At 60.0% G+C, this 26,130-nt stretch carries 25 protein-coding genes, 1 tRNA gene and 1 pseudogene; 17 read left to right on the forward strand and 10 right to left on the reverse strand.

Translation table 11 applies throughout. From position 1 onward, the window contains the following. Positions 1-7 precede the first annotated feature (7 nt). Positions 8-610 carry a nucleotidyltransferase family protein gene (locus tag AC04SG_RS00290; RefSeq protein WP_488549444.1) on the forward strand — a complete coding sequence of 201 codons (603 nt, stop codon included), beginning with the start codon at positions 8-10 and terminating at the stop codon, positions 608-610. Between the two features lie 193 nt (positions 611-803). Here the strand turns inward: AC04SG_RS00290 and AC04SG_RS00295 are convergent, their stop codons facing one another. Next, the gene (locus AC04SG_RS00295) at positions 804-1,799 is read right to left on the reverse strand and encodes an aldo/keto reductase (RefSeq protein ID WP_488549445.1); all 996 of its coding nucleotides are present in this window, start codon (positions 1,797-1,799) and stop codon (positions 804-806) included. 96 nt (positions 1,800-1,895) lie between these two features. Here AC04SG_RS00295 and AC04SG_RS00300 point away from each other — a divergent pair, with 96 nt between their 5' ends. From AC04SG_RS00300 to AC04SG_RS00315, 4 genes are all read left to right on the forward strand, one after another. Next, positions 1,896-2,786 (forward strand): LysR family transcriptional regulator, encoded by an 891-nt coding sequence (locus tag AC04SG_RS00300; protein WP_352561344.1) that lies wholly within the window; start codon positions 1,896-1,898, stop codon positions 2,784-2,786. 284 nt (positions 2,787-3,070) lie between these two features. Then, the gene (locus tag AC04SG_RS00305) at positions 3,071-3,646 is read left to right on the forward strand and encodes a cytochrome b (protein ID WP_488549446.1); all 576 of its coding nucleotides are present in this window, start codon (positions 3,071-3,073) and stop codon (positions 3,644-3,646) included. A 67-nt stretch (positions 3,647-3,713) separates the two neighbouring features. Further along, entirely contained in the window at positions 3,714-4,289 is a 576-nt protein-coding gene (locus AC04SG_RS00310) for a YceI family protein (protein ID WP_488549447.1), read from the forward strand. Positions 4,290-4,578: 289 nt separating this feature from the next. Beyond that, positions 4,579-5,565, forward strand: coding sequence for a Gfo/Idh/MocA family protein (locus AC04SG_RS00315; protein WP_488549448.1), 987 nt, complete (start codon positions 4,579-4,581; stop codon positions 5,563-5,565). Between the two features lie 84 nt (positions 5,566-5,649). Here AC04SG_RS00315 and AC04SG_RS00320 read toward each other — a convergent pair whose 3' ends face one another. Together AC04SG_RS00320 and AC04SG_RS00325 are read right to left on the reverse strand one after the other, a co-directional pair. Beyond that, complete coding sequence (locus AC04SG_RS00320; RefSeq protein WP_488549449.1) at positions 5,650-6,498, reverse strand: alpha/beta hydrolase; 849 nt, start codon at positions 6,496-6,498, stop codon at positions 5,650-5,652. Between the two features lie 53 nt (positions 6,499-6,551). Further along, positions 6,552-6,917 carry a VOC family protein gene (locus AC04SG_RS00325; protein WP_488549450.1) on the reverse strand — a complete coding sequence of 122 codons (366 nt, stop codon included), beginning with the start codon at positions 6,915-6,917 and terminating at the stop codon, positions 6,552-6,554. 151 nt (positions 6,918-7,068) lie between these two features. Between AC04SG_RS00325 and AC04SG_RS00330 the strand changes: the two genes are divergently transcribed. Next, the gene (locus tag AC04SG_RS00330) at positions 7,069-7,383 is read left to right on the forward strand and encodes a hypothetical protein (protein WP_488549451.1); all 315 of its coding nucleotides are present in this window, start codon (positions 7,069-7,071) and stop codon (positions 7,381-7,383) included. Between the two features lie 59 nt (positions 7,384-7,442). Then, positions 7,443-8,333, forward strand: coding sequence for a sigma-70 family RNA polymerase sigma factor (locus AC04SG_RS00335; protein WP_488549452.1), 891 nt, complete (start codon positions 7,443-7,445; stop codon positions 8,331-8,333). A 30-nt stretch (positions 8,334-8,363) separates the two neighbouring features. Here the strand turns inward: AC04SG_RS00335 and AC04SG_RS00340 are convergent, their stop codons facing one another. Continuing rightward, the gene (locus tag AC04SG_RS00340) at positions 8,364-9,080 is read right to left on the reverse strand and encodes a GntR family transcriptional regulator (protein WP_488549453.1); all 717 of its coding nucleotides are present in this window, start codon (positions 9,078-9,080) and stop codon (positions 8,364-8,366) included. Between the two features lie 96 nt (positions 9,081-9,176). Here AC04SG_RS00340 and AC04SG_RS00345 point away from each other — a divergent pair, with 96 nt between their 5' ends. Then, positions 9,177-9,728, forward strand: a complete 552-nt coding sequence (locus tag AC04SG_RS00345; RefSeq protein ID WP_488549454.1) for an autotransporter — start codon at positions 9,177-9,179, stop codon at positions 9,726-9,728. A gap of 48 nt (positions 9,729-9,776) precedes the next feature. Here AC04SG_RS00345 and AC04SG_RS00350 read toward each other — a convergent pair. The 4 genes and pseudogenes from AC04SG_RS00350 to AC04SG_RS00365 form a co-directional block, all read right to left on the reverse strand. Continuing rightward, positions 9,777-10,814, reverse strand: a pseudogene (locus AC04SG_RS00350) (YihY/virulence factor BrkB family protein). A 39-nt stretch (positions 10,815-10,853) separates the two neighbouring features. After that, on the reverse strand, positions 10,854-11,060 hold the full coding sequence (locus AC04SG_RS00355; RefSeq protein ID WP_488549455.1) for a pyridoxamine 5'-phosphate oxidase family protein: 207 nt from the start codon (positions 11,058-11,060) through the stop codon (positions 10,854-10,856). Further along, entirely contained in the window at positions 11,014-11,334 is a 321-nt protein-coding gene (locus AC04SG_RS00360; protein WP_488549456.1) for a pyridoxamine 5'-phosphate oxidase family protein, read from the reverse strand. The genes AC04SG_RS00355 and AC04SG_RS00360 overlap by 47 nt, the downstream gene beginning before the upstream one ends. 302 nt (positions 11,335-11,636) lie before the next feature. Further along, positions 11,637-11,918, reverse strand: coding sequence for a hypothetical protein (locus AC04SG_RS00365; protein ID WP_488549457.1), 282 nt, complete (start codon positions 11,916-11,918; stop codon positions 11,637-11,639). Positions 11,919-11,986: 68 nt separating this feature from the next. On the opposite strand from AC04SG_RS00365, the gene AC04SG_RS00370 reads away from it, so the two are divergent. Then, positions 11,987-12,454: a GbsR/MarR family transcriptional regulator gene (locus tag AC04SG_RS00370; protein ID WP_488549458.1), complete on the forward strand. Its 468-nt coding sequence runs from the start codon at positions 11,987-11,989 to the stop codon at positions 12,452-12,454. Between the two features lie 49 nt (positions 12,455-12,503). Further along, on the forward strand, positions 12,504-13,214 hold the full coding sequence (locus tag AC04SG_RS00375) for a methyltransferase family protein (RefSeq protein ID WP_488549459.1): 711 nt from the start codon (positions 12,504-12,506) through the stop codon (positions 13,212-13,214). Positions 13,215-13,410: 196 nt separating this feature from the next. Here AC04SG_RS00375 and AC04SG_RS00380 read toward each other — a convergent pair whose 3' ends face one another. After that, a complete protein-coding gene (locus AC04SG_RS00380) occupies positions 13,411-14,316 on the reverse strand; it encodes a LysR substrate-binding domain-containing protein (RefSeq protein ID WP_488549460.1) in 906 nt (301 codons plus the stop codon). A 108-nt stretch (positions 14,317-14,424) separates the two neighbouring features. On the opposite strand from AC04SG_RS00380, the gene AC04SG_RS00385 reads away from it, so the two are divergent. Continuing rightward, on the forward strand, positions 14,425-15,819 hold the full coding sequence (locus AC04SG_RS00385) for an FAD-binding oxidoreductase (RefSeq protein WP_488549461.1): 1,395 nt from the start codon (positions 14,425-14,427) through the stop codon (positions 15,817-15,819). A gap of 228 nt (positions 15,820-16,047) precedes the next feature. Here AC04SG_RS00385 and AC04SG_RS00390 read toward each other — a convergent pair. Next, a tRNA-Arg gene (locus tag AC04SG_RS00390) sits at positions 16,048-16,147 on the reverse strand. A 67-nt stretch (positions 16,148-16,214) separates the two neighbouring features. Here AC04SG_RS00390 and AC04SG_RS00395 point away from each other — a divergent pair. The 6 genes from AC04SG_RS00395 to AC04SG_RS00420 all read left to right on the forward strand — a co-directional run bounded on the left by AC04SG_RS00395 (position 16,215) and on the right by AC04SG_RS00420 (position 26,130). Then, positions 16,215-17,477 carry a tyrosine-type recombinase/integrase gene (locus AC04SG_RS00395; RefSeq protein WP_488549462.1) on the forward strand — a complete coding sequence of 421 codons (1,263 nt, stop codon included), beginning with the start codon at positions 16,215-16,217 and terminating at the stop codon, positions 17,475-17,477. Beyond that, positions 17,470-17,796, forward strand: coding sequence for a hypothetical protein (locus tag AC04SG_RS00400; RefSeq protein WP_488549463.1), 327 nt, complete (start codon positions 17,470-17,472; stop codon positions 17,794-17,796). The genes AC04SG_RS00395 and AC04SG_RS00400 overlap by 8 nt, the downstream gene beginning before the upstream one ends. Positions 17,797-18,148: 352 nt before the next feature. Beyond that, positions 18,149-20,506, forward strand: a complete 2,358-nt coding sequence (locus tag AC04SG_RS00405) for an AAA family ATPase (RefSeq protein WP_488549464.1) — start codon at positions 18,149-18,151, stop codon at positions 20,504-20,506. 1,254 nt (positions 20,507-21,760) lie between these two features. After that, the gene (locus AC04SG_RS00410; protein WP_352695672.1) at positions 21,761-22,039 is read left to right on the forward strand and encodes a hypothetical protein; all 279 of its coding nucleotides are present in this window, start codon (positions 21,761-21,763) and stop codon (positions 22,037-22,039) included. Continuing rightward, the gene (locus AC04SG_RS00415; protein WP_488549465.1) at positions 22,039-23,328 is read left to right on the forward strand and encodes a hypothetical protein; all 1,290 of its coding nucleotides are present in this window, start codon (positions 22,039-22,041) and stop codon (positions 23,326-23,328) included. Before AC04SG_RS00410 ends, AC04SG_RS00415 begins: the two co-directional genes overlap by 1 nt. 717 nt (positions 23,329-24,045) lie before the next feature. After that, entirely contained in the window at positions 24,046-26,130 is a 2,085-nt protein-coding gene (locus tag AC04SG_RS00420; RefSeq protein ID WP_488549466.1) for a sigma-70 family RNA polymerase sigma factor, read from the forward strand.

Below are 26,130 nucleotides of genomic sequence, written 5' to 3' on the forward strand. Positions count from 1 at the left end.
AAGGGTGATGGACCACCTGCGCTATTCCGGCCTGCCTTTCGACGAACAACGCGAAGCGTTCCTTGCCATCGTGTCGGCCGATCCGCTGGTTCGCGACGCGCTGGCGCGGGCACGTTCGCTCGACCTACCGGACTGGCTGGTGGTTTCAGGCGCGCTCTACAATTCTGTCTGGAACCATTTGACGGGCAAGCCGTCCGGGTACGGCATCAAAGATGTCGACCTCTTCTACTTCGATGACAGCGACCTGTCTTACGAGGCCGAGGACGTCGTCATTCGCCGGGCGGCGCAGCATTTCAAAGGGCTGGCGCTGCCGGTCGAGGTGCGCAACCAGGCGCGGGTGCATCTGTGGTATCCGCAGAAATTCGGCCGGCCCTGCCCGCGCTATACGAGCGCCAGTGAACCCATCAGCCATTTTGCGTCGAAGACGCATGCGGTCGGGGTTCGATACGATGCTGATGGGCAGCTGGAGCTGGTGGCGCCGTTCGGGCTCGACGATATTTTTTCGTTTCGGATTACGCCGAACCGGGTGACGGACAACCAGCGCACGCATGAGGCCAAGGGTAAACGGGCCAGGGATTGCTGGCCGGAGATCACGGTGGTGGATTGGTGATTAAAAAGGGGCGCCAAAGCGCCCCTGATAGCGAAACGAAACGCCCCCTCACCCGGATTGCCAGCCGAATTGCGAAGGGCAATTCGCGACAATCCGACCTCTCCCCGAGGGGAGAGGAGCTGGCGCCGGTGGCAGGCTCTTCTCCCCTCGGGGAGAAGGTGGCCGCGTAGCGGCCGGATGAGGGGGCCTTTTTTCACCCGTTCACGAGCGCCAGCAGCTCCTCGGTGTAGCGCTTGCCGACCACCTTGTCCGGCGACAGCGCATCGCCAATCGCTGCCACCTCAGCCGCACTCAGCTCGATCCCGGCCGCCGCCGTGTTCTGCTCGAGATGGCGGAGCTTTCTTGCGCCGGGGATCGGCACGATGAAATCGCCCTGATGCAACACCCAGGCTAGCGCCAGTTGCGCCGAGGTGACGCCTTTTTGCGTCGCCAGCTTTTCCAGCGTGGCAATGACCTTGGCGTTGGCCGCCATGGCATCGGCCTGGAAGCGGGGCAAGGTGCGGCGCCAGTCGTCGTCGCTCAAGGCCTCGGGCTTGGCGATGGTGCCGGTGAGCAGGCCGCGGCCGAGCGGGCTGTAGGGGACGAAGCCGATGCCGAGTTCGCGGCAGACATCGAACACCTCGTCTTCCGGATCACGGCTCCACAGCGAATATTCGCTCTGGACGGCAGCGATCGGATGCACAGCATGCGCCCGGCGGATGGTGGCGGCACTAACCTCGGACAGGCCGAGCGCCCGCACCTTGCCCTCGCGCACCAGCTCGGCCATGGCGCCGACCGTGTCCTCGATCGGCACGTTGGGGTCGACACGGTGCTGGTAGTAGAGGTCGATGACATCGGTATCGAGCCGCTTCAGCGAGGCTTCGGCAACCGCCTTGACGTGGTCGGGGCGGCTGTCGACGCCGACCATGCGCTCGATGCCTGAGCCTTCCTCGGAGATCTTGAAGCCGAATTTGGTGGCGATCGTCACCTTGTCGCGTACCGGCTTCAGCGCCTTGCCGAGCAGGATCTCGTTCTCATAGGGGCCGTAGACTTCGGCCGTGTCGAAGAAGGTGACGCCGATGTCGACGGCGCGGCGCAGCGTGGCGATTGCGTCGGCCTCTGCCTGACCGCCATAGGCGAAGCTCATGCCCATGCAGCCGAGGCCGACGGGATAGACCTTCAATTCTGCTCCTAGCTTGCGGGTTTGCATCACGTGTCTCCTTGTTGCGATGCGACTGAGGTAATGCCTTGAACCACGTTCGATAATCGTCTCTTATTCGTACGGGCTGTTCCAAGAGATAGATCAATGAATCGCGCTCATCTTTCGCAGCTGGCGGTGCTGGCCACCGTCGCCCAATGCGGCAGCTTTCGCGGCGCCGCCAGGGAACTGGCCATAGCGCCCTCGGCCGTCAGCCATGCGGTGTCCAGCCTGGAGGCACGGCTCGGCGTGCGGCTCTTGGCACGCAGCACGCGCAGCGTCGCGCCGACCGAGGAAGGGGCGCAGTTGCTGGAGCGGCTGCGGCCGGCGCTGTCCGAGATCGACCTGGCGCTGGAAACAGCGATCGAGGCGCGCGACCGGCCGGCCGGCAATCTGCGGCTGACCGTGCCGCGCACCGCGGCCCACCTGACGCTGACGCCCAGACTCGGCGCCTTTGCATCGGCCTATCCCGACATCGTGCTGGAAATCGTCATCGAGGACCGCTTCACCGATGTCGTCGAAGGCGGCTTCGATGCCGGCGTGCGGCTCGGCGAAAGCCTGCAGCGCGACATGATCGCGGTGCGCATCGGACCGGATATTCGCGGCGCCGTGGTCGGCGCGCCATCCTATTTCGAAAAAATGCCGAAGCCGCGTCACCCGCGCGATCTGGCCGACCATCGCTGCATCCGCTTCCGCTTCTCCAGCGGTATCCTCTACCGTTGGGAATTCGAAAAGGACGGCGAGGCGATCGAGATCGCCGCGCAAGGACCGCTGATCCTCGACGAAGACCATCTGATCGCCCAGGCAGCGATCGATGCCGCCGGGCTCGCCTTCGTCTTCGAGGATTATGTGCGCGCGCCGCTTGCCGACGGCCGGCTGATCCGCGTGCTGGAAGACTGGTGCCCGCCCTTCGACGGCTTCTTCGTCTATTATCCCAGCCGCCGCCAGATGCGCCCGGCGCTGCGGGCGTTTGTCGATTTCTTCAAGGTGGGTGGATAGCTCACCCTCCCCCTCGTGGGGAGGGTGGAAGAACGCCGTCGCTTCGATTGAATTCATTTGGCCAAGGTTGGCGCCGCCCCTCACCTGCCTGCCGGCATCCTCTCCCCGTAAACGGGGCGAGGGCGCTGTCGTCGATGGTTTCGCCAATCGCCAACGTTGCGGGAATGGCGCCGCAGGCCGCAGCTGCTTCTTTCTCCCCGTTTACGGGGAGAAATGCCCGGCAGGGCAATGAGGGGCAGCGCTGACGTCGGGAAGAAAGCGCCATTCGGAAGCGTTTTCTTGCCATGCAGCCCATCACAAACAGCTCAACCCGCTATGGCTGGGTGGCAATCATCCTGCACTGGCTGATCGGCATCATCTTCATTGGTCAGTTCATGCTCGGCTTCGTCATGGTGCGATTGACCAGCCAGCGCACCGCCTTCGAGCTCATCCAGCTGCACAAATCCTTCGGCTTTCTGCTGCTCGGTCTCATCATCCTGCGCATCGCCTGGCGGTTCGGCAATGCGGCGCCGGCACTGCCAGCATCGACCGGGGCGCTGGAGCGTCGCACCGCGCCGCTGGCGCATCTGGCGCTTTATGTCTTCCAGCTCGCTTTGCCTTTGTCCGGCTGGGCGCTGGTTTCGGTGTCGATGCTGGAGATCCCCTCGATGCCGTTCAACCTGTTCGTGATGCCGAACCTGCCGCTCGGCCTGTCCGACACGGCGGAAAACTTCTGGGCAGCCGTACACTGGTATCTCGCCTATGCCGGCATTGCGCTGGTCGTGCTGCATGCGCTGGCGGCGCTGCGCCATCATTTCTGGCTGCGCGACAACGTGCTCACGCGCATGATCACGCCTTCGTCAGCGCCCGACATGGAATAGGGCGCGCCGCGTATTCGTTCATGGAGGAAAGACGCAGGACTTTGCCTGCCCCGGAAGGACAAAACCCATGTATGCGCGCATCTTCGGATTGGCGGCTATGGCCGCTTGCCTTGCCATGCCTGTCTTGGCCGCAGTCGACCTTAACGACGCAGCCGGCAGCTATACGGTCAACCCGGCCAGCTCTAGCATCCGCTTTTCCATCGGCAAGGTCGGCGGCGGCGGGCTCAACGGCGCCTTCGGCCGGTTCAAGGGCTCGATCCGTATCGACAACAGCGATGTCGGGCGTTCGCAGGTCAACTTCACCATCTATCCCGAAAGCGTCGGCACAGGCCAGGGTCGCATCGATGCCTTCCTGCGCTCCGACGCGGTGTTCGATGCCGCCAACAATCCGGAAATTCAGTTCCGCTCGACCAGCGTCACCCGCACCAGCGACACCACCGCGCTGGTCAGCGGCCGGCTGACGGCGCGTGGCAAGACATTTGCGGAAAAGTTCACCGCCGAGTTCGGCGGGCTGAAGGGCGGCACGATCAAATTCCATGTCACCGGCAAGGTGCTGCGCTCGCGCTACGGCATGGATGTCGGCACGCCGATCTATTCCAACGTCGTGGATTTCGACATGACGCTGACGGGGAAGAAGGGCTGAGCCTGGCAGAACTTGGGTTCCTCGCCCCGGCAAAGCGGGGGAGAGGTGGCCCGGCGCAGCCGGGACGGAGAGGCGGGCGACCGTCGCAACGTCAGAACCCGCCAAAGACTTGGACGGTCCCAGGCAAAGCTGCGGGGGCTCTTGCAAACTCCGGCTCTCTACGAAGACCCCTCTCCGTCCCGGCTTCGCCTCTCCCCACTTCGTGGGGCGAGGAACTGGCTACCGCATTGGCTTTTCCCGCAATTTCGGGCAAACCTCCTCGCCTGTAAAAATCGATAGGAGAAGCCTGATGTTCCGATGGGGTGTTTTGTCGACGGCCAAGATCGGCCGCGAGCAGTTGCTGCCGGCAATCGTCGAGGCAGAGAATGGCGTGCTGTCAGCGATCGCCAGCCGCGACCTGTCGAAGGCCAGGGCCCTGGGCGAGCGTTTCGGCGCCCGCCACGCTTTCGGCTCCTATGAGGAACTGCTGGCTTCCAAAGAGGTCGACGGCGTCTACATCCCGCTGCCGACCTCGCAGCATGTGGAATGGACGGCCAAGGCGATCGAAGCGGGAAAGCATGTGCTGGTGGAAAAGCCGCTGGCGCTCGACGCCAAGGACATCCTGCCGCTGATAAAGCTGCGCGACCAGAAGAAGGTGCTGGTTTGCGAAGCGTTCATGGTCATCTACCACCCGCAATGGATCAAGGTGCGCGACCTGATCGCCAGCGGTGCCATCGGCCGGTTGCGCCATGTGCAAGGTGCCTTCTCCTATTACAATGTCGACCCGACCAATATGCGCAACCAGCTCGATCTCGGCGGCGGCGCGCTGCCCGATATCGGCGTCTACCCGACGGTCTCGACACGCTTTTGCACCGACAAGGAGCCGTTGCGCGTGCAGGCGACGATCGAGCGCGACAAAAAATTCGGCACCGACATCTACTCCTCGATCCGCGCCGATTTCGGCGACTTCGAACTGTCCTTCTACCTGTCGACACAGATGGCGGCGCGGCAGGTGATGGTGTTCCACGGCGACAAGGGTTTCATCGAAGTGTTCTCGCCGTTCAATGCCGGGCTCTACGACCATCACCGCATCGAACTGCACAACCAGAACCACACCGAGGCGCAGGTGTTCCGCTTTCCCGGTACGCAGCAATACCGGCGCGAGGTCGAGACCTTTGCCAAGGCGGCCGCGGGCGGCAAGGAGCGCGTCTTCACGCTGGAGGAATCCGTGCTCAACCAGAAGGTCATCGACGCCATCTTCCGCGCCGGCGGCAAGGACGGCTGGGAGGCGGTCTGATCCGCAGTATTTAGCCGGTTAATCTCACGGAAGAAGGGCGCCCGCATCAAGCATGCGGACGCCCTTCCTGTTGACCTGACGATCTCACGCGCCGCTGAGCGCCAGGTGCAAGGTCTCGGCGAAGCGGTCGGGATAAGGGGCAAAGCCCATATGGTCGCCGGGGAAGGCGGCGCGCTTGCTGCCGAGCCTGTCGGCCAGCGCCTTGCCCATGCCGTCGATCGGCTGGCCGAGGGACTCTTCGCCGATGCCGACCACGACAGGGCGGCCGCGCAACGCTTCGACGTCAGGGCGGTAGAGCGACAGCGGCATGACGCCATGCGCCAGCCAGTATTCGAAATTGCCGCTGACCCTGGCAAAGGTCTCGGCTTCTTCGGGCGACGGTTCGAACGAAGGTGGCCCGTCCTGCGGTCCGGCTTCATCCTGGTCCGGCCCTTCCGACAGGCCGTTCTCGCTGAAGAATTTCTGCATCGCCGCCTCGACGCCGTGGCTGCGATAGGTGTCGTGCAGGTCGCGCATGCTGGCCAGCGCCGGCGCCGGGTCTTCGAGCAGCATCATGCTGGGCGGCTCGTGCGCCACCAGCGCACGCACCCGGCCGGGATGGCGGGCGGCGAGGTTGAGGCCGATTTGGGCGCCGCCGCTGGTGCCGAACACATAGGCCGGCCCGGCGCCGAGCGCGTCGATCAGGCGAGCGGCATCGTCGCCATGGACATCGAGGTCCTGTTCCCGTGGTTCGCCATCGAAGGTGCTGCGCGAATTGCCGCGCGGGTCGTAGGCGACCACCGTGTAGCGGTCGGCGAGGTGGCCGGCGACATCAGCGAAGACGCCGGCGTCCTGCGGCCCGCCGGGGATGATCAGCAGCACGGGGCCGGAGCCACGCGTCTCATAGTAAAGGCTGGCGCCCGGTACTTTCAGCGTCGACGATTTGGGGGTCATGTCCATCTCTCCTGTTGCTCTCATGTCAAAGTTCGGATTTGCGCTGGCCCCGCTCATTTGCTGGCGACAACCATGCGGTTGCCCTCGCTGTCACGGAACTCGGCGACCGTGCGGCACGGCTGCCAGGGCGCCTCCTGCGGGTCGGTGATGATTTCGACGCCGCGTGCCTTCAACGCGGCGATCGTTGCCTCGACATTGTCGTCGACCAGAACCATTACGGGTTCGGCGCCCGGCGCGTCATCGGCGCGCCTGATGAAATGCAAATTGGTGACGGCGAAGGGGAATGCCAGTTCGATCCAGCGCCAGCCGCTGTCGCCCATGGGCTGGTCGGCTATGAGCTGGCAGGCAAGGTGTTCGGTGTAGAACGCCTTGGCGCGGTCCTGGTCGATGACAGGCAACTCGGCAAACTGGATGTGCATGATGGATCTCTCCTGCTCCTCGATGGCTGCCTGGCAGCCGTTCACAGGGGAAAGACGATCCGAGCGATCAAAAAGATTCGCCGGCGGTGAGAATCTTTTCGACGCCGCGAAACGTCTTCTCCCTGCAGACTTGAAAAACAGGAGACGACACATGGGCTACAATCTCATCCGCTACGGCGTGAAGGATGAAAGCATCGCGCAGAACCGTATGCTGGTTGCAAAGGTGTTCGAGGCGCTCGACGAAACCAAGCCGCAATCCGTGCGCTACCTCGTCCTGGAGCTGGAGAATGGCGAGTTCGTCCATCTTGTCAGCCAGGACGGCGACGGCCTGACCGGGCTCACCGCCTTCAAGGCTTTCAGCGCCGATCATGCCGCGCGACGCTCGACGCCGCTGGCCAGATCGCCGGCAAAGATCGTCGGCAATTATCGTATGCTGGCCGGTGCCGATGCGGCCGTGCCAGCCTGATTGCAGCGACTGGCACGGCGTTGGCGCCGTGCCAGAGCGTCATACTGGGAATGGACAGGATGAACACAGCAAAACTCGACCGCGTGGCCCTGGAGGGGATGCTTGGTTCCTTGCGGCCGAAGCTGCACCGCTATTGCGCCCGCATGGCCGGCTCGGTGATCGATGGCGAGGACATCGTCCAGGAGACAATGATCAAGGCGCTGCAGGCCATTGACGGCGACGCCTCTGTCGAGCGGCCCGAGCAATGGCTGTTCCGCATCGCCCACAATGCCGCGCAGGATCATCTGCGCCGGCGCCAGCGGGAGCAGGCGCGCATGAGCGAGACCGACATGACGACGATCGAAGACCCCTCCGCAAGCGCCGACGCGAGGCTCGCCACCGCTGCCAGCCTGCGTAGCTTCATGCAGCTTGCGACGGCGCAGCGCAGCGCCGTCATCCTGGTCGACGTGCTTGGCCTCAGCCTGCACGAAACCTGCGAGGTCTCCGGCGCGACGCTGGCGGCGACCAAGGCGGCGCTGCATCGCGGCCGCGCACAGCTGCGGCTGCTGGCGGCGCAGGACGAACAGACGCCCGCCCCAAAACTCGACGCCGACGACGAGCGGCGCCTGCGCCGCTATGTCGACCTGTTCAACGGGCGTGACTTCGACGCTGTGCGCGCTTTGATCGCCGAGGATATCCAGCTTGAAGTCGTCAACCGCACCCGGATGCGCGGCAAGGCGCAGGTTTCCAACTATTTCGGCAATTACGACCGCGTCAGCGACTGGGCGCTGTCGCTGGGCTTCGTCGACGGCAGGGCGGCGATCCTGATCCGCAACCCGCAAGCGGGAGATGACGCCGTGCGCGGCTTCATGCTGGTCGACTGGCAGGACGGAAAGGTCAGCCATATCCGAGATTTCCGCTACGCGCCCTATTGCCTCGTTGACGCGGACATCCGCTTCATCGACAAGTGAATGCCACCGGTGAGCGCAGGCCTCGCCGCCTCAGGCGAAGCTTTGCAAATTGGCGTCCTGCAGCTTGGAGCCGGCAAGCAGGGCCTCGAGCACCTGCTTCTTGAGCGACAGGCACTGCGAACGGGCAAGCTTTGCGATGGCCGAGACCTCGGCCACCTCACAGGCGAGGACGAGCTCCTTTTGCTGGCCAATGATCACTTGCGTGAAGTCGCGCGATTTGAAGCCGAGATGGAGAACGCGCTCCGATTGGTCGAGGATCTGGTCGAGCAGGCGCGCCAGCCGCAGATTGCCCGAGAGCTCGGCCAGCGCAAGGCGAAAGGCGCGGTCGGCGGCGAGGAAGGCGACATGGCTGCGCAGCGTCTCAGGCTTCAGCACCTTTTGCGCCGCCAGCCTGATGTCGTCGAGCCCGTGCTCGGTGATGTTGGCGGCGGCCACGCGGAACACTTCCGGCTCGATCAGGCCGCGGACATCGAAAATCTCGTTGACGTCGCGCAGGCTGAGCGGTGCGATGACGTAGCCGCGCCTGGGCTCGCTTTTGATCAGCCCTTCCTGCGTCAGCCGGGCAAGGGCCGAGCGGATCGTCGCCTTCCTGATCTGGTAGCGATCGCCGATCTGCTTTTCGGTCAGGCTTTCGCCGGGGCGCAGCACGCAGGCGACGATGTCGCTCTTCAGCTGCTCGTAGGCCTCCTCGCTGCGCAATATGTCGGCGGTCGAAGGTGACGCGGCTGCGGATTTCGGGGCGATCATGTTAGGTCTTCCTGGGCAGTTGACGCTGGTTTCGGCATTCGCTAGCCTGAGCATCTCAGTTATGAGTATTAAGCTTCTTAAGAGGGATAGCTGACAATGCCTCTTGCCGCCACCTCGCCTCTCTACGCCGTAACCGCCGATATCGTCAACGCAGCCAAAGGTCCTGATGCCTTCGATCGGGTCAAGGCGGTGTTGCGCGAGCACACCGATCGTTTTCACGCCTCAGGCGTGCTTGCCCATGAGGAGGAGGACGATGAGGTGCTGCTGCATGCCAGCCCTGACTTGACCATCTACCACATCACGCTGTCGCCCGGCCTGCAGTATCCGGCGCACAACCATCTGATGGATGCGCTGATCGGCATCTATAAGGGTAGCGAGACCAACTTCATCTATCCCGTCGACGGAAGCGAGATCGATACACCGGAACGGCAGGACATCGCGGCCCCCGCCGTGGTGCACATGACCCCTGATACCGTGCACGCCGTCGCCAACACCGGCAGCGCCCGCTCCGGTGCGCTGCATGTCTATCTCGGCGATCTGACGGAGACCCAACGCCATATGTGGAGCCCGGATAGCAACCAGGCCGAGCCGTTTGATAATGAGCGGTATCTGGCTGGCGCGAGGCCGATTGGGCAGACCGGCACCTGAAGCTCTCGAGCGACGAGCGGCTCGTTGCCGGATAAGCGATCCCGTCACTTAGTCAGCTGTTTTGCCCAGAGTGTCGGCAACCACCGCGCCGCGCTCGCCCATCGGCAGAGCGGGACCCGTGGTCGAGTCGATTGCCGTCTGATGTTCCATCTCGGCGTTGATTGCGGCGCCCGCGATGAGGACGATGACGGAAATCCATGTCCACATCATCAAGCCAACGACTGCGCCCAACGAGCCGTAGGTGGCGTTGTAGTTGGCAAAATGCTGCAGGTAGAACGAGAACAGCCACGATGCGGCGATCCAGACGGCGGTCGCAATCAAGGCACCCCAGCTCAGCCATCGCCACTTTGCATGTTCGCGGCTCGGCCCGAAACGGTAGAGCAGGGAAATGCCTGTAAGCATGAAGCCTGTCAGGATCGGCCAGCGAGACACCGCAACAAGGGTCTCTGTCCAGGCGTCAAGGTAGAAGAAGCGTAACAAGGCCGGGACAACGCCAACCGTCAGCAACAGCACGATTCCGATCACCAAGGCTCCCATCGTGAACAGGATCGACATCAGATTGAGCGTGATGAAGCTGCGCTTCTCGCTTTCCTCATAGGCGATGTTCATTGCATCGAAGAGCGCCTTCATTCCGCTGTTGGCGCTCCACAGCGCGATCGCAAGGCCGACGAAGAAACCTGTTCCGAGCGCTCCCGGTTTCTGACTGGCCAAAGCCTGCAATTGTCCGCGAATGAGATCCAGTCCCTCCGACGGCAGCAATCCGCCGAGATAGGCGACATGGTCCGCGACTGTCACAGGATCGGCGACAAAGCCATAGATCGAGATGAAGGCCGCCAACGCCGGAAACAGCGCGAGCAGCAGATAGAAGGTGGCGCCGGCCGCGACCAGCAGAACCCGGTCCTTGTTGAACTCTTCCCATAGCCGCCAGACGATATCCCTTCAGCCGAGTGCAGGAATCTGTGACGGCCAGGCCGCATCGCGACCACGGTCCCCATCCTCTGCCCTTATGGCGGCCTTGCTGGTTTCCGACGTGGCCAACGCACGATTGGCCGCTTCGGTATCGATCAACGAGGACTTGGTGTCCATCGCTCAACAGCCCCACATTGCTATAAAAGTTGCAGCTCCTCACAGGGACACTTTGGCTACCTTGTCCTTGTATTCCTCTTTCGGATCGAACCCGAGCAGCATTTTTATGCCTGCAGTCACGCTTGAGCCGTCGAGCCAAATCTCAGCTTCCTGCGGGTCGAACCTAAGCAGTGCCAGCCTCGGGTCGTCTTTCCCGCCTTCAAACCAGGCACCGACAAAACGATTCCAAAGCCGATCGATGACCACTGGGTTGTTTGCCCAGATAAAGCTTCCCCTGCACTGTGGCGAACAGGTCGTGACCCTTCGATGTGAAGGTAGCTGTCGCGCCGCTGCCATCTTTCAGGCCCTCGACAAGCTCGGTGTCTGTGGCCGTGAAGAACCAGATCGGCCCGTTCCGATCCTCAATCTGGGCTGTCATCGGACGCGGGATGACCTTGGACCCATCGAGGCCGATCATCATTGTCATGTCGGATTTCAACGACTTCCAGAACTTGGCTTCGAGTTCGGCGGGGGTGGGCATCTGAACCTCCTTTCAGAAAACGGCAGCCGGCTGCATCTGTTCCAATTCATTGAAAGATCTTGCTTGGGGTTCCGCCAGCCAAAGGCCGGTGCAGCGTTGCGCCAGTGCCGCGATGTAAACCACCCCTGCCACGCGCGGAACAGCCCCGGCGTGCGTGATGAGCGTGCCGCCATCGGAATGTCCGACCAGGATCGCAGGGCTGCCGACCCCGCCAAGGCAGCTTTTCACGGCGGCGACATCGCCGGCGAGCGAATCGAGGCCGTGCGATGGTCGCCAACGTCCTGAAGACCTGAGCGGAACACTCAGTCGGTGCGACGATTGCGGTGGAAAAACCAGCCAAAGTAGAGGCAGATCAGGAACAGCGCAAAATGGATCGTCCCGCGCACGCCACTGAGTTCGGGGGACTGAATGGCGTTTGTCCACATCAGCGGGATCGGAATCTTCGCCAGATAAAAGTAGAACTGCATGCCGCTGCTGACGAAGAACGCGCCGGCCAGAAATTTTCGATACTCGCGGAATCGCACCGCCGCATAGATCGTCGGCAAACCGACGATGACGATCCCAGCCACAAGATAGGGAAGCATAACCGGCTCCAGGGCAGGCCCTTGTCATCCATCATCCTTAAAGGCATTATATTCGAGATATGCCGAATATGTCAAACAATCGCCCTGCCGAACAACGCTTCATCGAGGATGCGGCCAGGTTGCTGATCCCCTGGGGCGTGCCCCAGACAGCGGCGCGCCTCTACGGCTACCTGCTGCTTTGCGCCGAGCCGGTCAGCCTCGACCGCATCACGGCAGACCTCGAGATCAGCAAAAGCAGCGCAAGCGTCGCGGCGCGGTTGCTGGAAGCCTACAGGCTCGCCCAGCGCCACGGCGAGCGCGGAAGCAAGCGCGCCCTGTACGCGGTGTCCGACAATTACGAGGGCATGCTGAGCGAACAGAACCGCTTGCTCGACGCGCTCGCCGATCTGCTGAAGAACAGCACGGACGCCGTCGCGGCGGGAGCAGCGCGCGATCGCCTCGACGAAATGGCGGCGTTCTACCTGGCGATACGCCAAGCGATGGAGACAGCGCTGGGGCAGTGGCGCGCGAAGAAGCCGCGATCCCGATCGACGTGATCGGTCGGCATTCCAGTCCGGAGACAAATTCGCCGAAGGAGCTAGCACCATGGAACAGACCAAGACGCCCCGGGAGCCGCCCGCGATGTCGCGCGGCACAGGCATTGCCTATGCGATCGGTCTGCCGGCGGGGCTGCTGGGATTGATCTTCGTGCCGACCGGCACGATTGCCTGGTGGCCCGGATGGGTGTTCCTTGCCGTTCTGATTTCGGCGTTCGGCGTCTCGGCGCTGGTGATCGCGCGGATCAATCCGATCATCTACCGCGCGCGCAGTCGGTTTCAGCAGGGTACGAAAGGCTGGGACAAGGCGCTGCTCGCGGTCATTCTGCCGGCGATGGTGGCCATCCTGCCGGTGGCGGCGCTCGACGCCGGGCGCTTTCATTGGTCGGCCGTTCCCTTCTGGGCGCTGCTTTCGGGCTACATCGCCGTGCTGGCGGGCGTCGCGGTGACCGGATGGGCACAAGTGGTCAATCCGTATTTCGAGCCGGGCGTCCGCATTCAGTCCGAACGGCATCAGCGCGTGATCGACGCCGGCCCATACCGTGTCGTGCGCCACCCCGGCTATATCGCCGCACTGGTTCTGTTCTTCGGCATGGCGCTTGCGCTGGGTTCGTTCTGGGCCCTGGTGCCCGCGGCGCTGGCGTCGTCGGTGCTCGTCCTGCGCACCGCATGGGAAGACCGGCTGTTGCGGGCCGAACTTCCCGGATATGACGATTATTCCCGTCGCGTGCGGCACAGATTGGTCCCCGGCTTCTGGTGAGGGCGGGAATCCGATCAGCAATTCCAGGAAAAGTGTGAAGCGGTTTTCCGTCCGAAACTACGCAAAAACAAGAGGTCTAGGCACGCTCGAGTTCGGTCTTGAGGTAGCGGAGGTCGCGAGAGATCGCGCCTTTGTTCAGGAATATCAGTGGCGCAAACAGCGCGTATTTGCGCTTGACATCCCAGGTTCGACAGTCTCATGCGACGGCTCTCATCCACGCCAGGAAGGACTCTATCACCGCGGATCTCGGACTGTGGGGCATCCAAACAGTATAAAAACTGTAGCCCGGCAAGGATAATTGATGCGCTTTGACGAGCGAGCCGTTTTCCAGTTCACGACCAACCACGACGTCACTACAGATCGCAATGCCTTGCCCGGCGACCACCGCATCGATCGCATGCAGTTCCTCGCGAAAGCTCAAATCCCAAGCTTTGTGCGGGATTAGGTCTGGATCGATCGAACGGGCCGTTGCTAGCCACCGGGGCCAGGTGGGAGCGTCCGGATCCCGGTTCATCCAGTCAAAATGGATCAAGGGATAACGCAGGAGATCAGCAGCACGCTCAATCGTTCGCCCGTCGCTTGCCAATAGTCGGGGACTGCAAATGGGAAAGAAGGAATCGCGACATATCTCCTGCGTGGCAAAGCCCAAAGGCGGGCGCCGTGTGTAGCGGATCGCCACATCTGCGGCACCGGCGCGTAGATCGAGCACTGCGTCCGTCCCGATGATATCCAGTGGTACGGCAGGGTTGGCCTCTCGCCATTTCGGCAATCGAGGCACCAGCCATCGACTCGCGAAAGCGTTTGGGCTTGTCACCCGCAATGGCGCTTGAAAATCCGGCTCGGCGACTGCGGCAAGGGAGCCGGAGAGAAGATCAAAGCCGTTGCGGAGGATGGGAAACAGTCGCGCTCCTGCGCTCGTCAGCACGAGCGGGCGCGGTCGGCGCTGGAACAGCTTGCGATCGCATATATCTTCCAACAAGCGGACTTGGTGGCTGATCGCTGTCGGCGTCACACCGAGTTCCGCCGCTGCGGCCTTGAAGCTGCCATGCCGGGCCGCGGCCTCGAAGGCGTGCAAGGCGCGAAGCGGCGGACTGTTCTTCATGCTGGCAGTGTAGATGAATTCTGCTCATCCAGTAGCTAAGAATTTCGCTTTTGCAGAAGGTTGCTTTCCTGTGAGACGATCGTCCTGCCAGAACCGAGGGCGATATCGATGGAGATTCCACGACAGACCGAGGCGCTATTGGGCCGATCTCATTCTCCGAGTGCGGCGATTGAACAGCTACGGCGGGGCTTACGGGGCGAACTGGTGTTGCCGACGGACGCTACCTACGACCAGGCGCGCAGGGTCTGGAACGGGGCGATCGACAAACACCCTGCCGCAATCGTCTTTTGCGCCAATCCCGATGACGTCGTGCATGCCGTGACCTATGCCAGGTCGCAAGGCTGCCTCGTGGCCGTTCGCAGCGGCGGCCACAACGTCGCCGGTCTGTCCGTCTGCGACGATGGGGTGGTGATCGATCTATCCCGCATGAAGAAGATCGAAGTCGATCCTGAGCGTCGCATTGCCAGGGCCCAAGCTGGTCTGACCCTCGGCGAGTTCGACGCAGCCACGCAGGCCCACGGCCTCGCCACGACCATGGGCGTCAACGGCGACACCGGTATTGCCGGCCTCACGCTGGGTGGAGGCTTCGGCAAGCTCGGGCGAAAGCACGGTCTGAGCTGCGATAATGTGATCGCGGCTGAAATCGTCACCGCCGACGGACGGTTGTTGCGGACAAGCGCCAGCGAGCATCCCGATCTGTTCTGGGCCTTGCGAGGCGGCGGCGGTAATTTCGGCATCGTGACGGCATTCGAATACCGGCTGCACCCGCTCGGCCCGGCGCTTCTCGTGGGCTCGGTGCTTCACGACTACAATCATGCGGGCGAGGCCATGCGGTTTTACGATAAGTTCTCCCGCGACGCCCCGGACGAGGTCAGCGTCGATGCCGCGCTCGTCACGCTGCCATCGGGCGACCGAGCCTTCAACATCTCGGCTTGCTATGTCGGGTCGCCCGAAGCGGGCGAGCCAGCCATCGCGCCGCTGATGAAATTCGGATCCCCCATCGACAGTCGCCTTCAAGCCATTCCTTATCTTCAGATCCAATCGGCGGGCGACAGCCTCTTTCCACGCGGGCGACGCTATTACTGGAAAGCGCAGTTCATGCGCGAGATCAGCGATGGCGCGATCGAGGCCCTGCTCGACGCTTACGCGAGGGCTCCCAATCGCTCCTCGCTGCTGGTTTTCCAGCAGGTCGGCGGCGCCATCGCTCGCGTGCCCGCATCGCACTCGCCCTACGCCAATCGCGATGCGGCCCTTGACTGCTTCCCGATCGCGATCTGGGACGATCCGGTCGATGATGAGGTGAACATCCGCTGGGCGCGCGACCTGTGGAATGCGGTCAGGCCATTCTCCACCGGCGGTGTCTATGCCAACAATCTTGGTGATGAGGGTGACGAGCGCGTGCGTGATGCTTACGGTGGCAATTATGCACGCCTCGCCGCGATCAAGAAGCAATACGACCCGACCAATTTCTTCCGACTGAACCAGAATATCAGGCCCGAATAGTTCGGAAATATCAGGGGGAACCGTGCGCAGCCGCTGGACGATTTCGGTGCTGCCGCGCTCCTCCTTTGCCCTCTCCTCCTTTGGTCATTCCACCGGATCAGCCGCCTCCCACAGCCGATGATGGTTCCATCCAGGCAAGGCGGCTAGTCGTGCTGAGACCGCCGGTACGCTCGATGACGGGAAACGGCGGTCTATGGCGTTCGCAAATCAGGACGATTTAGAGTCAAATGGCGCGCCCGAAGAGATTCGAACTCCTGACCCCCAGATTCGTAGTCTGGTGCTATTTAATTTCGTCAAGTAGCACAACCAATCCGGAAGCATCAGAAGCATTGCCAAGTTACCTGAAATACAGCAATATTCTCTAATAGCCCCAGTCATTTGGAAAATCTACCCTCATGAGCCCTCAAAAGCAATCTGCTTCCGCGCCTGAGTCTGCTTCCACCGCGCTTCCAAATAATGTCATCCGGCTACCCGGCTCAACGTTGCCCCCGCCCGCGCCAAACACGTTCACGAAGGCGAACATCACCCGCATGCGTTGCCCTCACGGACGATCGGAAGCATTCTTTTGGGATGCTGGCTGTCGTGGGTTGGGGATACGCGCTCTCGGCTCACAACGGAGAACATGGATTTATCAATATCGGGATGAGCACAGGCGCACGCGGCGAATTGCGCTGGGCGACCTGACGGCGGTCAGTCTTGATGCTGCTCGTGAGGCGGCGCGCCGTTACGCAGCCAACGTCACGCAAGGGACCAACCCGTCTGTACAAAGGAAGGCAAAGCGGAATGCCGCTTCCCTATTTACCGTCATCGAGACTTATCTGAGGCACGCGCGAGCGCGCCAGAAGCCACGCTCCTATTTGGAAACCGAACGCCATCTTATGCGGCATGCAGCCCCCCTGCATCACGAGCGGGTAGAAGCCGTGCGTCGGCGAGACATAGCGCTGCTTTTGGAGAGTGTGGCGGAAGCATCCGGCCCGGTGGCCGCCAATAGATTGAGGGCAGCCCTCAGCGCGATGTGGACTTGGGGGCTACGCAGTGGCACCATCGAAACAGACAACAATCCGGTCGCGTTTACGCCTCGCCAGCCGGAGAATGCACGCGAACGCATCCTCAGTGACAATGAGTTGCGCGTGATCTGGCAATTAACGAGCGGTGCCGAAGATTATGCCCGGATCGTTCGGCTCTGCATGCTGACGGGCTGTCGCCGAACTGAAATCGGCGGGTTGCGCTGGCCCGAAATCTACGACGACAAGATACTGATTTCGGCAGAACGTATGAAGGGAGGCCAGATGCACGAAATCTCGCTCCTCCCTAAGATTGTCGCTCATCTTCCGGTGCGGCCAACTCAGGCCGAGGGCGGCGTCTTCGGTAGGCGCGGCAATGGCTTTTCTGGATGGAGCAAGAGCAAGGGGTCCCTGGACGCAAAGCTTACGAAAAGCGATGCGAACATGCAGCCTTGGAGCATTCACGACCTCCGACGGACTTTCTCCACGAGACTTCATGACGCGGGCGTGGAGCCAATCGTGATCGAGGCGTTGCTTGCCCACAAGCAACAGGGGGTAGCTGCTGTATACAATCGGGCCTCATTCCGAGACGCAAAAAAGGCTGCCTTGGCGCTGTGGCATGACCTACTTTCGACGGTCGTTGGTCATGAGTGAATTCATCACGGTTATCACCGAGACCGAAGTGGAAGATAGAAGGCAGCGGCGTCTCGACAACTACGAACATTTTCGGTCCGGCAAGCGAGGTCAACCTCCCATGGTCAACCGCTTGGCCTTCGTCACAGTGTACGTCGACCATCTGGTACGTGAAGGGGTCCCTCTGGAGACCACCCACAACAGCGAGATGAACAAGCGCGTTCTTGCATGGCTAAACGGGAAGGCCGTTCTCTCGAAGGATCATCGTAAATCACGGCGGAAACCGATAACGCCGGACGCAGTCCAGTCTCTATTGAAACAGGTACTAAGCGAGCGTTGATACGCTGGTGAAACATGAACATTAAATTCCACTGGCTTGATTGCGAAGGATGTGAATATTCGTAAGTCCTCTTGAACGTATATGAGGGCTTTTCAATGGATTATTCGACAACAAGTCCTTTGTTGACTGAAAAAGGGCTTTCGAGGTGGCTCGGAATATCTCTTCCCAGCCTTCAGCGTCTGCGGGCCAACGGCAATGGACCGCGTTTTGTCCGACTAAGTGAACGACGCATTGCCTACCGCCGAACAGACGTGGAGGATTGGTTAGATGCGCGAACATGTGACCGCATCGGCGCCGGCCCGGCTCAGGTTGATACGCCCCTCGACCAACGCCATCGCGGAGCATGAACTCCATGCCTCAGGGGAACGACACAGTAGGCGCTGCCACTGAAGCGCCGTCTCGATCGCATGGCTCAGCTGCAAGCCTGCGTAGCACTTCCGGCAAGCGCCCGACGTTCGAAACGAAACAGAGCGCTGAAGACTTTCGCCGGGCAGCCGTCTCGAATGGTTACGCTCCCCTGAGAGTTAGATCGAACGGTAAGAGGCCGGTCGCCGAGAATTGGCTTCAAGGGGAAACGCTTGGCCAATTGCTACCTGTGAGCGCGGCGGCTGCAAACACCGGCATTTGTACAGCGGGTCTCCGGGTTATCGACGTCGATGTTGATGATCCAACCAAGGTCCAGAAATTTCTAAAGGCGGTGACGTCGATTCTACCCACTGGCGGGCTCATTCGTCGTCGTCCGGGATCACCCCGCCTTGCGTTGGTGTTTCGAGCTGCCGAGGGTGAGCCGTGCAAGCGCATCGTTGGCGGAAGGCATGGAAAAATCGAGGTGCTTGGTAAAGGCCAGCAACTGGTCGTGCATGGCGTTCATGAAACCGGCGGTGAATTGTTCTGGCTCGCGGGCAGGTCGCCAGCAACGGTTCCACTTGCCGCACTCCCGTCGATCACTGAGGAACAGATCGCCAAAGTGCTTAGTGCTTCCCGCGTCGTAGTCGGACTTCCCGTTGATAGCCAGTTCGCGAAGGATCGGTTCCCGCCCCGTTCATTGAATACCTCAGAGGTAACTGGCCAATCCGACCTCGCTGCCGGCATCTCAGTGCACCATCCATTCGATCATCTTGCTGCCGATCAACAGCGTCGTGTGGTGGCGGAGTGCCTGACGGCTCTCGACAACGGTAAATCAGACCCTCGCAACCAATGGCTCGCGGTGCTGTTTGCCGTCGCGGATGCTGGCCAACGTGGCTGTCCAGATGCTCGGAGCTTGGCCCTGGAATGGTCTAGGCGGGGCGCCGGCTGGACTTCCGAGGAAGATTTCGACTCGGCGTGGGGCTCCTATCGGGCGAACAGGGCAGATGGAACAACGGTCGGCACGCTCTTCCATTTGGCTCGTTCGGCAGGCGTGGAAGTCTCTGGCCTGCTCGATTCGTCTCCACCTGAACAGAAGCCTACCGGCGAGACACCTGGCGGAGCCTTGCCCGTTGCCGCGCTGCCAGCCATTCCAACGAAACGCCAATGGCTTCACGGGACGGATTTGGTTCGCGGGGCCGTTTCCCTGATCGTTGCACCAGGCGGCAAGGGCAAGTCTTCGTTTCTGACCTCACTTGCTCTGGCATGTGCGTCAGGACGCCCCCTCCTAGACAGTCACGTGTTCGGGGGGGAGCTTCGTGTTCTTTACATCAACGCTGAGGACTCGACCGATGAAATCGCTCTGCGCGTGCGCGCGGCGATGGCACACCACCAACTGACCGACGCCCATGTTGGCGGGTTATATGTCGCAGGGGCGGACAGGCTGTCTCTTACCTTGATCAAGGTGGAGCGTGGAACTCCTGCACTGAATTCGTCGGGTTGGCAGGAGCTTCGCGCGCTGGTCTCGCTTCACAAACCCGACGTTCTGATCCTCGATCCGCTCGTTGCCGTTGTGGGTGGCGCGACATTGAATGACAACGCCGCCGCAGCGCTGCTAATGCGCGAGTTGGTCTCGCTTGCTGCACTCAACAAGCTCTCCGTCATCATTGCCCATCACACGTCGAAAAATCGGGAATTGGGGAACGCCGACGCCGCAATGGGCGCAGCGAGCATTGTGAATTTGGCGCGCATCAGCCTTGCCATCGAACCATTGAGGAATGACGATGCAACAAAAATTGGTGTCGCACCGTGGGATGTCTCGTCCATCTTCAGGGTCACAGGCACGAAGCAGAACCTATCTCCGGCCGCTGCCGATGAACGGTGGTTCCGTCTTGTTTCGGTCGAGATGCCGAATGCGCAACCGCCAATCTATCCTCACGGTGACAAGGTCGGCGTTGTAGAGCTGTTCAAGCCCTCGCTGACTGCCACGCCTTTTCCGCAAGCGATGATTGACGCCGCCCTAGTGGCGGTTGGCACAGCGCCCACGCCACTATCTCCATCGCCCAAGTCCGCCGACTATGCCGTTCCAGTGATAGCCAGAGCCCTTGCTCCACAGCGCAATGGCGTCGCAAGCGACATCGAGGCAAAGGCCATTGTCGATTATCTTCACCGAGTGGGTCGTATTCAGATCGGACCCGTCCAGGTCAGCCGCACCGGGCGGGGAGGCTATACGCGACAGGCTTACACCGTTGTCGGACCAGTCCCATCAACTGTCACGGGTTCGACTCCGCCGACCTCGGCCGTGCCAACAGCAAATCGCAGTAGCCAGATTGCGCCGAACCGGAAGCAGAATGGAAAGCCATGAAAAGCCATTTCAGCCAATTGGCGATCAAGTGGCTTGAGGTGGTGGTGAGGCGCGCCAGCGCCACCACCAATTAAGGGGGGTGTGGGGGGTATGGTGGTGGAGACGAGTTGCGAACGCCAATCCTGAAAGGAGGAACACCGATGGTTGGGACAAGTGAAAATGAGGATGCCGCTTGCTACAGGTTTGTTTGGGGTCGATTGCAAGAGGCCGTTGAAAGCGCCGCAGGCAGACTGATCCCAAATCCGTTCATCGGTGGGCACTTCACCACGGATGACGACTTCTTCGAACAAGTGGCGCTGTCTGTCTCTGCGGTACGCGCTGCTGTCCACTTCGGAACTGGTCTATCCGGGCGGCGACTGCCAATTGATTCGATCGAGCGCAAAGTCCTTATGGATTCCCGTTTGCCTCGAAATATGCTGTTGGCCTTCTTTGCCGCGTCGCTGGAAGCGAATGAATTTGACATGTCGCACCCTTCATTCGCTGAATACGCAGCGGGGTTCTTAGCGGTCCACCATTGGCGTTTACTTGGACAAGCGCCTTCCTTGGTTTCCGAGTACCCACCTAAGCCCCTGCCGGGCCTCGACCATCGATGCACCGCATGGCGTCCAGTGTCCGAGTCTGGACGGCATTAGAAGTTTATATTCCTATAGATCAGATGATTTGACCATTGGACCTTGCAGGCATGAAAATTCGTCAAGCCAAGACGACGGCCGCTCCAACCTCTCCACTGGAACACCGTCCGTTTATTTTACAATTGCGGTTCATTCGGAATCAGTTGCAAGCCCGCCAGGGCGACCCGTGGCAAGGGGAGCTTGCGGGTCTTCGAGGGCAAAAAGGGAGCGACGGTGTCGAGCGTGTCTCCACGGAAGCCGTGTTCGACCATTTGAACTTGAAGCCCGTCCAACGCACGCCTGAGGCCGGCAAACGGATAAAGGCGATAATGTGTGGTTTAGGCTGGACTTGGGTCCGTGCTCGCCACATGACAGCGACAGGTTCGGCAGGACGCGTTCGGGGTTACGCCAGAATTTCTTAGCGTGGGTGTTGCCTGAGGCGAACTCGACAGAAGTCCGGGAAGTCAGTCCAAAAAACTGACTCTCAGCCTGGGCAAATGGAACTTCTGCACAGTGTGAATGTTCTTATACTTGAGCCCAAGTTGACCAGTAATTCACAATAAAATATCCGCACGTCCGATTCGGTCTTTTGTCAAGAGTTTTTTTCGCGTATTATGCGGGCGCGAATCAGGGGAGCGCGAGCATGGCTTATCTGCAATTGGCTGGTGCGGTCGCCCTTGGCGCTTTTGGCCTCGCTCTGTTGAGGTTTGCGCTGAAGATCGCTTTCTATGATCGGATAGAATACGAGAAATCTCGTGCCAGGTATCCTTCGTTAATGGCCGCAGTGTCGGGGAAAGCTCGCGTTAAGCGAGGTGAATTCCCGGACGGTCGCGTCCGAGCCGGAATCGCTTATAACAAAAAATTCAAGCGATTCGAGGCAAACGGGAAACTGCGTAACGATGTGGTCGACCACGTCGTTTAATGAGCGAACTGCTTTCGTTCAAGGGATGGGTCCCGACCGTAAACGGACGGCTTTCGTATAAAATAATCGGCGAAAGCCGCCATCCTACAATGGCAGAATACGCTAATGTTGGTACACCAGAATACCAATTTGTTCTTGCCATCCAGTCACGCAATACAACTGACGTATTATTTCACTGGTTACTGGCGAAATTCTTCCAGATTTCCGGAGATTTCAATTTTGTCTTCTGCGCTCGCGCGAGACGCGGAAGCAAATCGCCGGATGACCCATTAATCGGTCGGATCTACGTAGTGCGTCCGGGGTCGGATAGTTCAATTCAACTCAAAGAGAAGATGCAGGGTTGGCTGCACTCCCTCCGAAGTGCCGAGTACGGCGTGGGAAAAGCCGAGCTTTGTAAACTGTTTGGCTCCCTTCATCTGGAGCTCACAAACGTCTGCGATCTTAGGGCTAACGTCATATTACATCGAAACGGTATTATATCGATTAGCAAAGTGTCGTTTTCAGATGATGAGATATATCGCAATTCACTTCATTACGCCAACAATGACCACATAGAGATAGAGTCCCTCTGGGCAGATCAGCTTTACTACTTCGTCAGGGACATTTCACATCAACATCAGCATCACAGTCCAGATGCCGACACGATGATAACGACCTATCGCGTTCGCGGTCGATCTATGGACTGGTGTAATAGGGTGATATATGCCCTGTATTTTTATATTATCAATTCCAAGCGCCGCCTCGAGCCAACTGAGCAGGTTAGAATACTCGGTGTTCTAGCTTACCTAAATTCATTCAAACAGGTTGCTGCAGAGCAGGCTGCTCTCTCTAATTTGTCTTTGAAAATGCCCGTATTCAATGACCAGGCTACAAAGGATTCCATAAACGCGACCAGGAGTTATCTTGATCTAAAATTTTCGGAGAAGAAGCAAAACTCTGACAAATACCGTACGGTGCTATTCACTGTAGCCGCAACACTTCTTACCCTCGTCAACTTCGTTTCGGGGTTTGCAAGCCCGGACGTAGAGCCAGCCAAATGGGTGGGTGACCTCGCAAATTTTGTGAAAGTTAATGCATACATATGCCTCGCGCCGCCTGCGATCATAATGGTTTGGTGGCTGAGTGACGTGTTTCTAGTGCCTAACTATGAGGCCAAGAGGGATGCTGTTCGCCTCGGATTTGCCAACCGGCGAGTGTTTGCTGCTGTCGTGATTCCTATTTCCATTGTGATCATATATGGAGCATGGCGCTTACTTTACGCGACAGCAGTTCAAATTGTTCATCACTAGCAGCACCCAGCGATGGCACCTGCACGGTTACAATGGCCGTCCCAGGGCGATGAGTTCGCTCCCCAAAATGACACCGTGGCAAGGCTCCCTATCCCGCCCAAATTTTTACAGTCGCATCCATTACCTTACGGGGTAACTTGGTTAATGCTGAGATACGGCACAAAATTTGTGCAATAAGCCGGCCGATCAGCCAATGACGCTTCCCGAATGCATGCAACCAAACCACGGTGCCACTGGACAGCTGCGTTGGGCTCGAAGTCCTTAGTCCCGGCTTTGTCGCGTGAACTAGACGGCGATGAAGAGGCTCCGTTAAAACAAACCACCCCAAAGCATTTGGCGCGACGGATGGCTGTGAAGCCACTTGGGGCGATTATGGGCGCGCGTTACAAATTCGCGCTCAGAATCTTGCAGCTAAGCAGATGCACATGAAAAAGCGGCCCCAATCAATTGACACCAAGGGCGATTCCCACTTGCATGGGCACCCGACTCCACCTAGTGGCAGGAAAAGTCCGATCGTTAGTGCTGAAGTCATTGCACTTAAGGTCGTATTCGTGTCGCCATTGTCGCCGTGCGGCAATTGACGTACACGTTTTGGACCATGCTGGCGGTGGAAGCGCAATATTGTAGTATTTTTGACTGTTACACTTTCTTGGGCGGTCCGTCGAAAACTTTCCTAACCACTGGAGCTGCAATGCCTGCCGGCAAGGGTATGGACTGATGGACGGAGAGGTATCTCCTAGGGGAGGTGATACCCTGGCGATTCTTAGGCCTCTTGATGCTGCGGAGGTCCGTTTACTCGCGGACGCTCAGCTGCCGGAGATTCGAGAATTTGCTCGCTCTGCGAGACTCCACGCCGTTGATCATAAAAGCGAAACGCCACTCCACATAGCTGCTCGCTGCGGCAAACTTGCTCTTTGCGACTTGCTCATCCAACATGGCGCTGATCCAAACGCCAGAAACGCTGCCGGCGAAACTGCTGCAGGAGTTGCTGCGGCCGAAGGCCATATCGGGCTGTCGCAGCTTCTGCTGGCCTTGGAAGTCGACACCGGCAACACGACCGACGAGACGCCAGCGACCATCATATTATCGACATCCATACCCGTGGTTGCCGACGACATGGACTACGATCTGTCGTTTGAAGCAGAGGCTGACCCGGAAGCATATCGGACTCGGGGCCCCACCGGTCTTTCCGATCACAAGCAAGCGACGTTCAGCCCCTATCAGCCGGATTCTGTTAACGGAGCCCCTGACTGGCATCTCGATCTGACCGCGACCTTCATTGCAGGGGAGGGAATAGGTTCAGCTGTTGTGGCGCTTCCAACTGTTGCTGCCGATGACGAGTTCTTGGTCACCAAGAGTCGCGGTCGCAAGTCGACCAGGACAGCGACCTTGTCTGTCGGGACAAGGATGTCCATCGACCCCGCCTATATCAGGGCATGGGCGTCAGAGGCGGTTGAATACCATCGCATACCTCAGGCGGACCTCGAGGCTTTGATCTCGGCATGCCGCGGTAATGCGGACAAAGAAGATTTACGGAGAAATATTGCAGGCATAATGGATTATGCCGGCCTTCAACAGATCGACGATGACGATCTACGGCTTTGGGATGTGCCGTTCGTAGTCGATGGGGAGGATTTGGCAGAAGCATTAGATGTCGCCCTTACCCGCCACACGCGACTGCCTGGAAGCGGGCGTTTCCACATGGATCGCGCTGGCCAAGCAGCACTGATAGCTCCCATGCTTCAAACGAAAGGACGTTTGCACCTAGCGCTGGTTTCCAGCGAGGAAGCCATCCGGGCGATCTTGCAGTTCGTGGACATGGTGTTGGCTGGGCAGCTGCGGCCCGAATACCTTACGTTGCTGGCAGTGTTTCCCGAGCGCGAGAAGGACCCGGGCAGCATTGTGCTACGCGAAGTAGCCGACACCCTGAGAGTTATCATCAGTGGAAACTCGGCTGTCGAGGGCAAACGACGGCGCGTCGCCATTCAGGGACTCGAACGCCTCGATCTGAGTGCAGTATTCTTCAAGGCGCTCGGCATGTACCTGTCGGAACAGCAAGGGCAGCATGTCGCTGCGAACACTATCAACGAGCTCATTGTCGAGTTGGACAGCAAGACAGCGGGCTTGATCATGGCGCATCTCCCTTACGCGCGGCGCTTTGCTTCAAGACATGCCGAAGATGGCGAGGATTTGGAGGATGTTTTCCAGGTGGCCTTCATCGGCCTGCAGAAAGCCACTCGCCGCTTTGATCCCGATAGGGGCACACCTTTCTCCATGTATGCCAGCAACTGGATGCGGCAGACGGTCACCCGCTGGAGGGCCGACGAACGGGCGATTATACGGATTCCAGTTCATCGGCACTCCGATCTTGACGCATTGGACGAGGCTCAGGATCGGCTTGCGCTGGTTCTTCGACGAACTCCAACGAGCGAAGAAATTGCCTCTGATCGCGAGTGGAGTTGCCAGCAGGTCGAGAAACTCTTGGATACGCCTCGGGTGCAAGTCGACTGGGACGAACTCGGATTGGAGTGGCTCTCTGTTCCTGCGGACCAAGAGGCGCGGGTGGAAGAGCGGGAAACGGCGGCCGTCGTGACCGAGGCGCTAGGCGAACTGGATGAGCGAGAGACGGACATCATTCGAAAGCGCTTCGGTTTTGATGAGGCAGGGGAAATGACGCTTGAGGAGGTCGGGCAGATATACGGCGTCACAAGAGAGCGAATTCGGCAGATCGAGGCAAAAGCCATGCGCAAGCTGTCCAGTTCCCCTCGCGTGCGGCGCCTCCGCGCGCTGGTAGGGGAATGA

It is taken from the genome of Mesorhizobium sp. CNPSo 4684 (genome assembly GCF_057784315.1).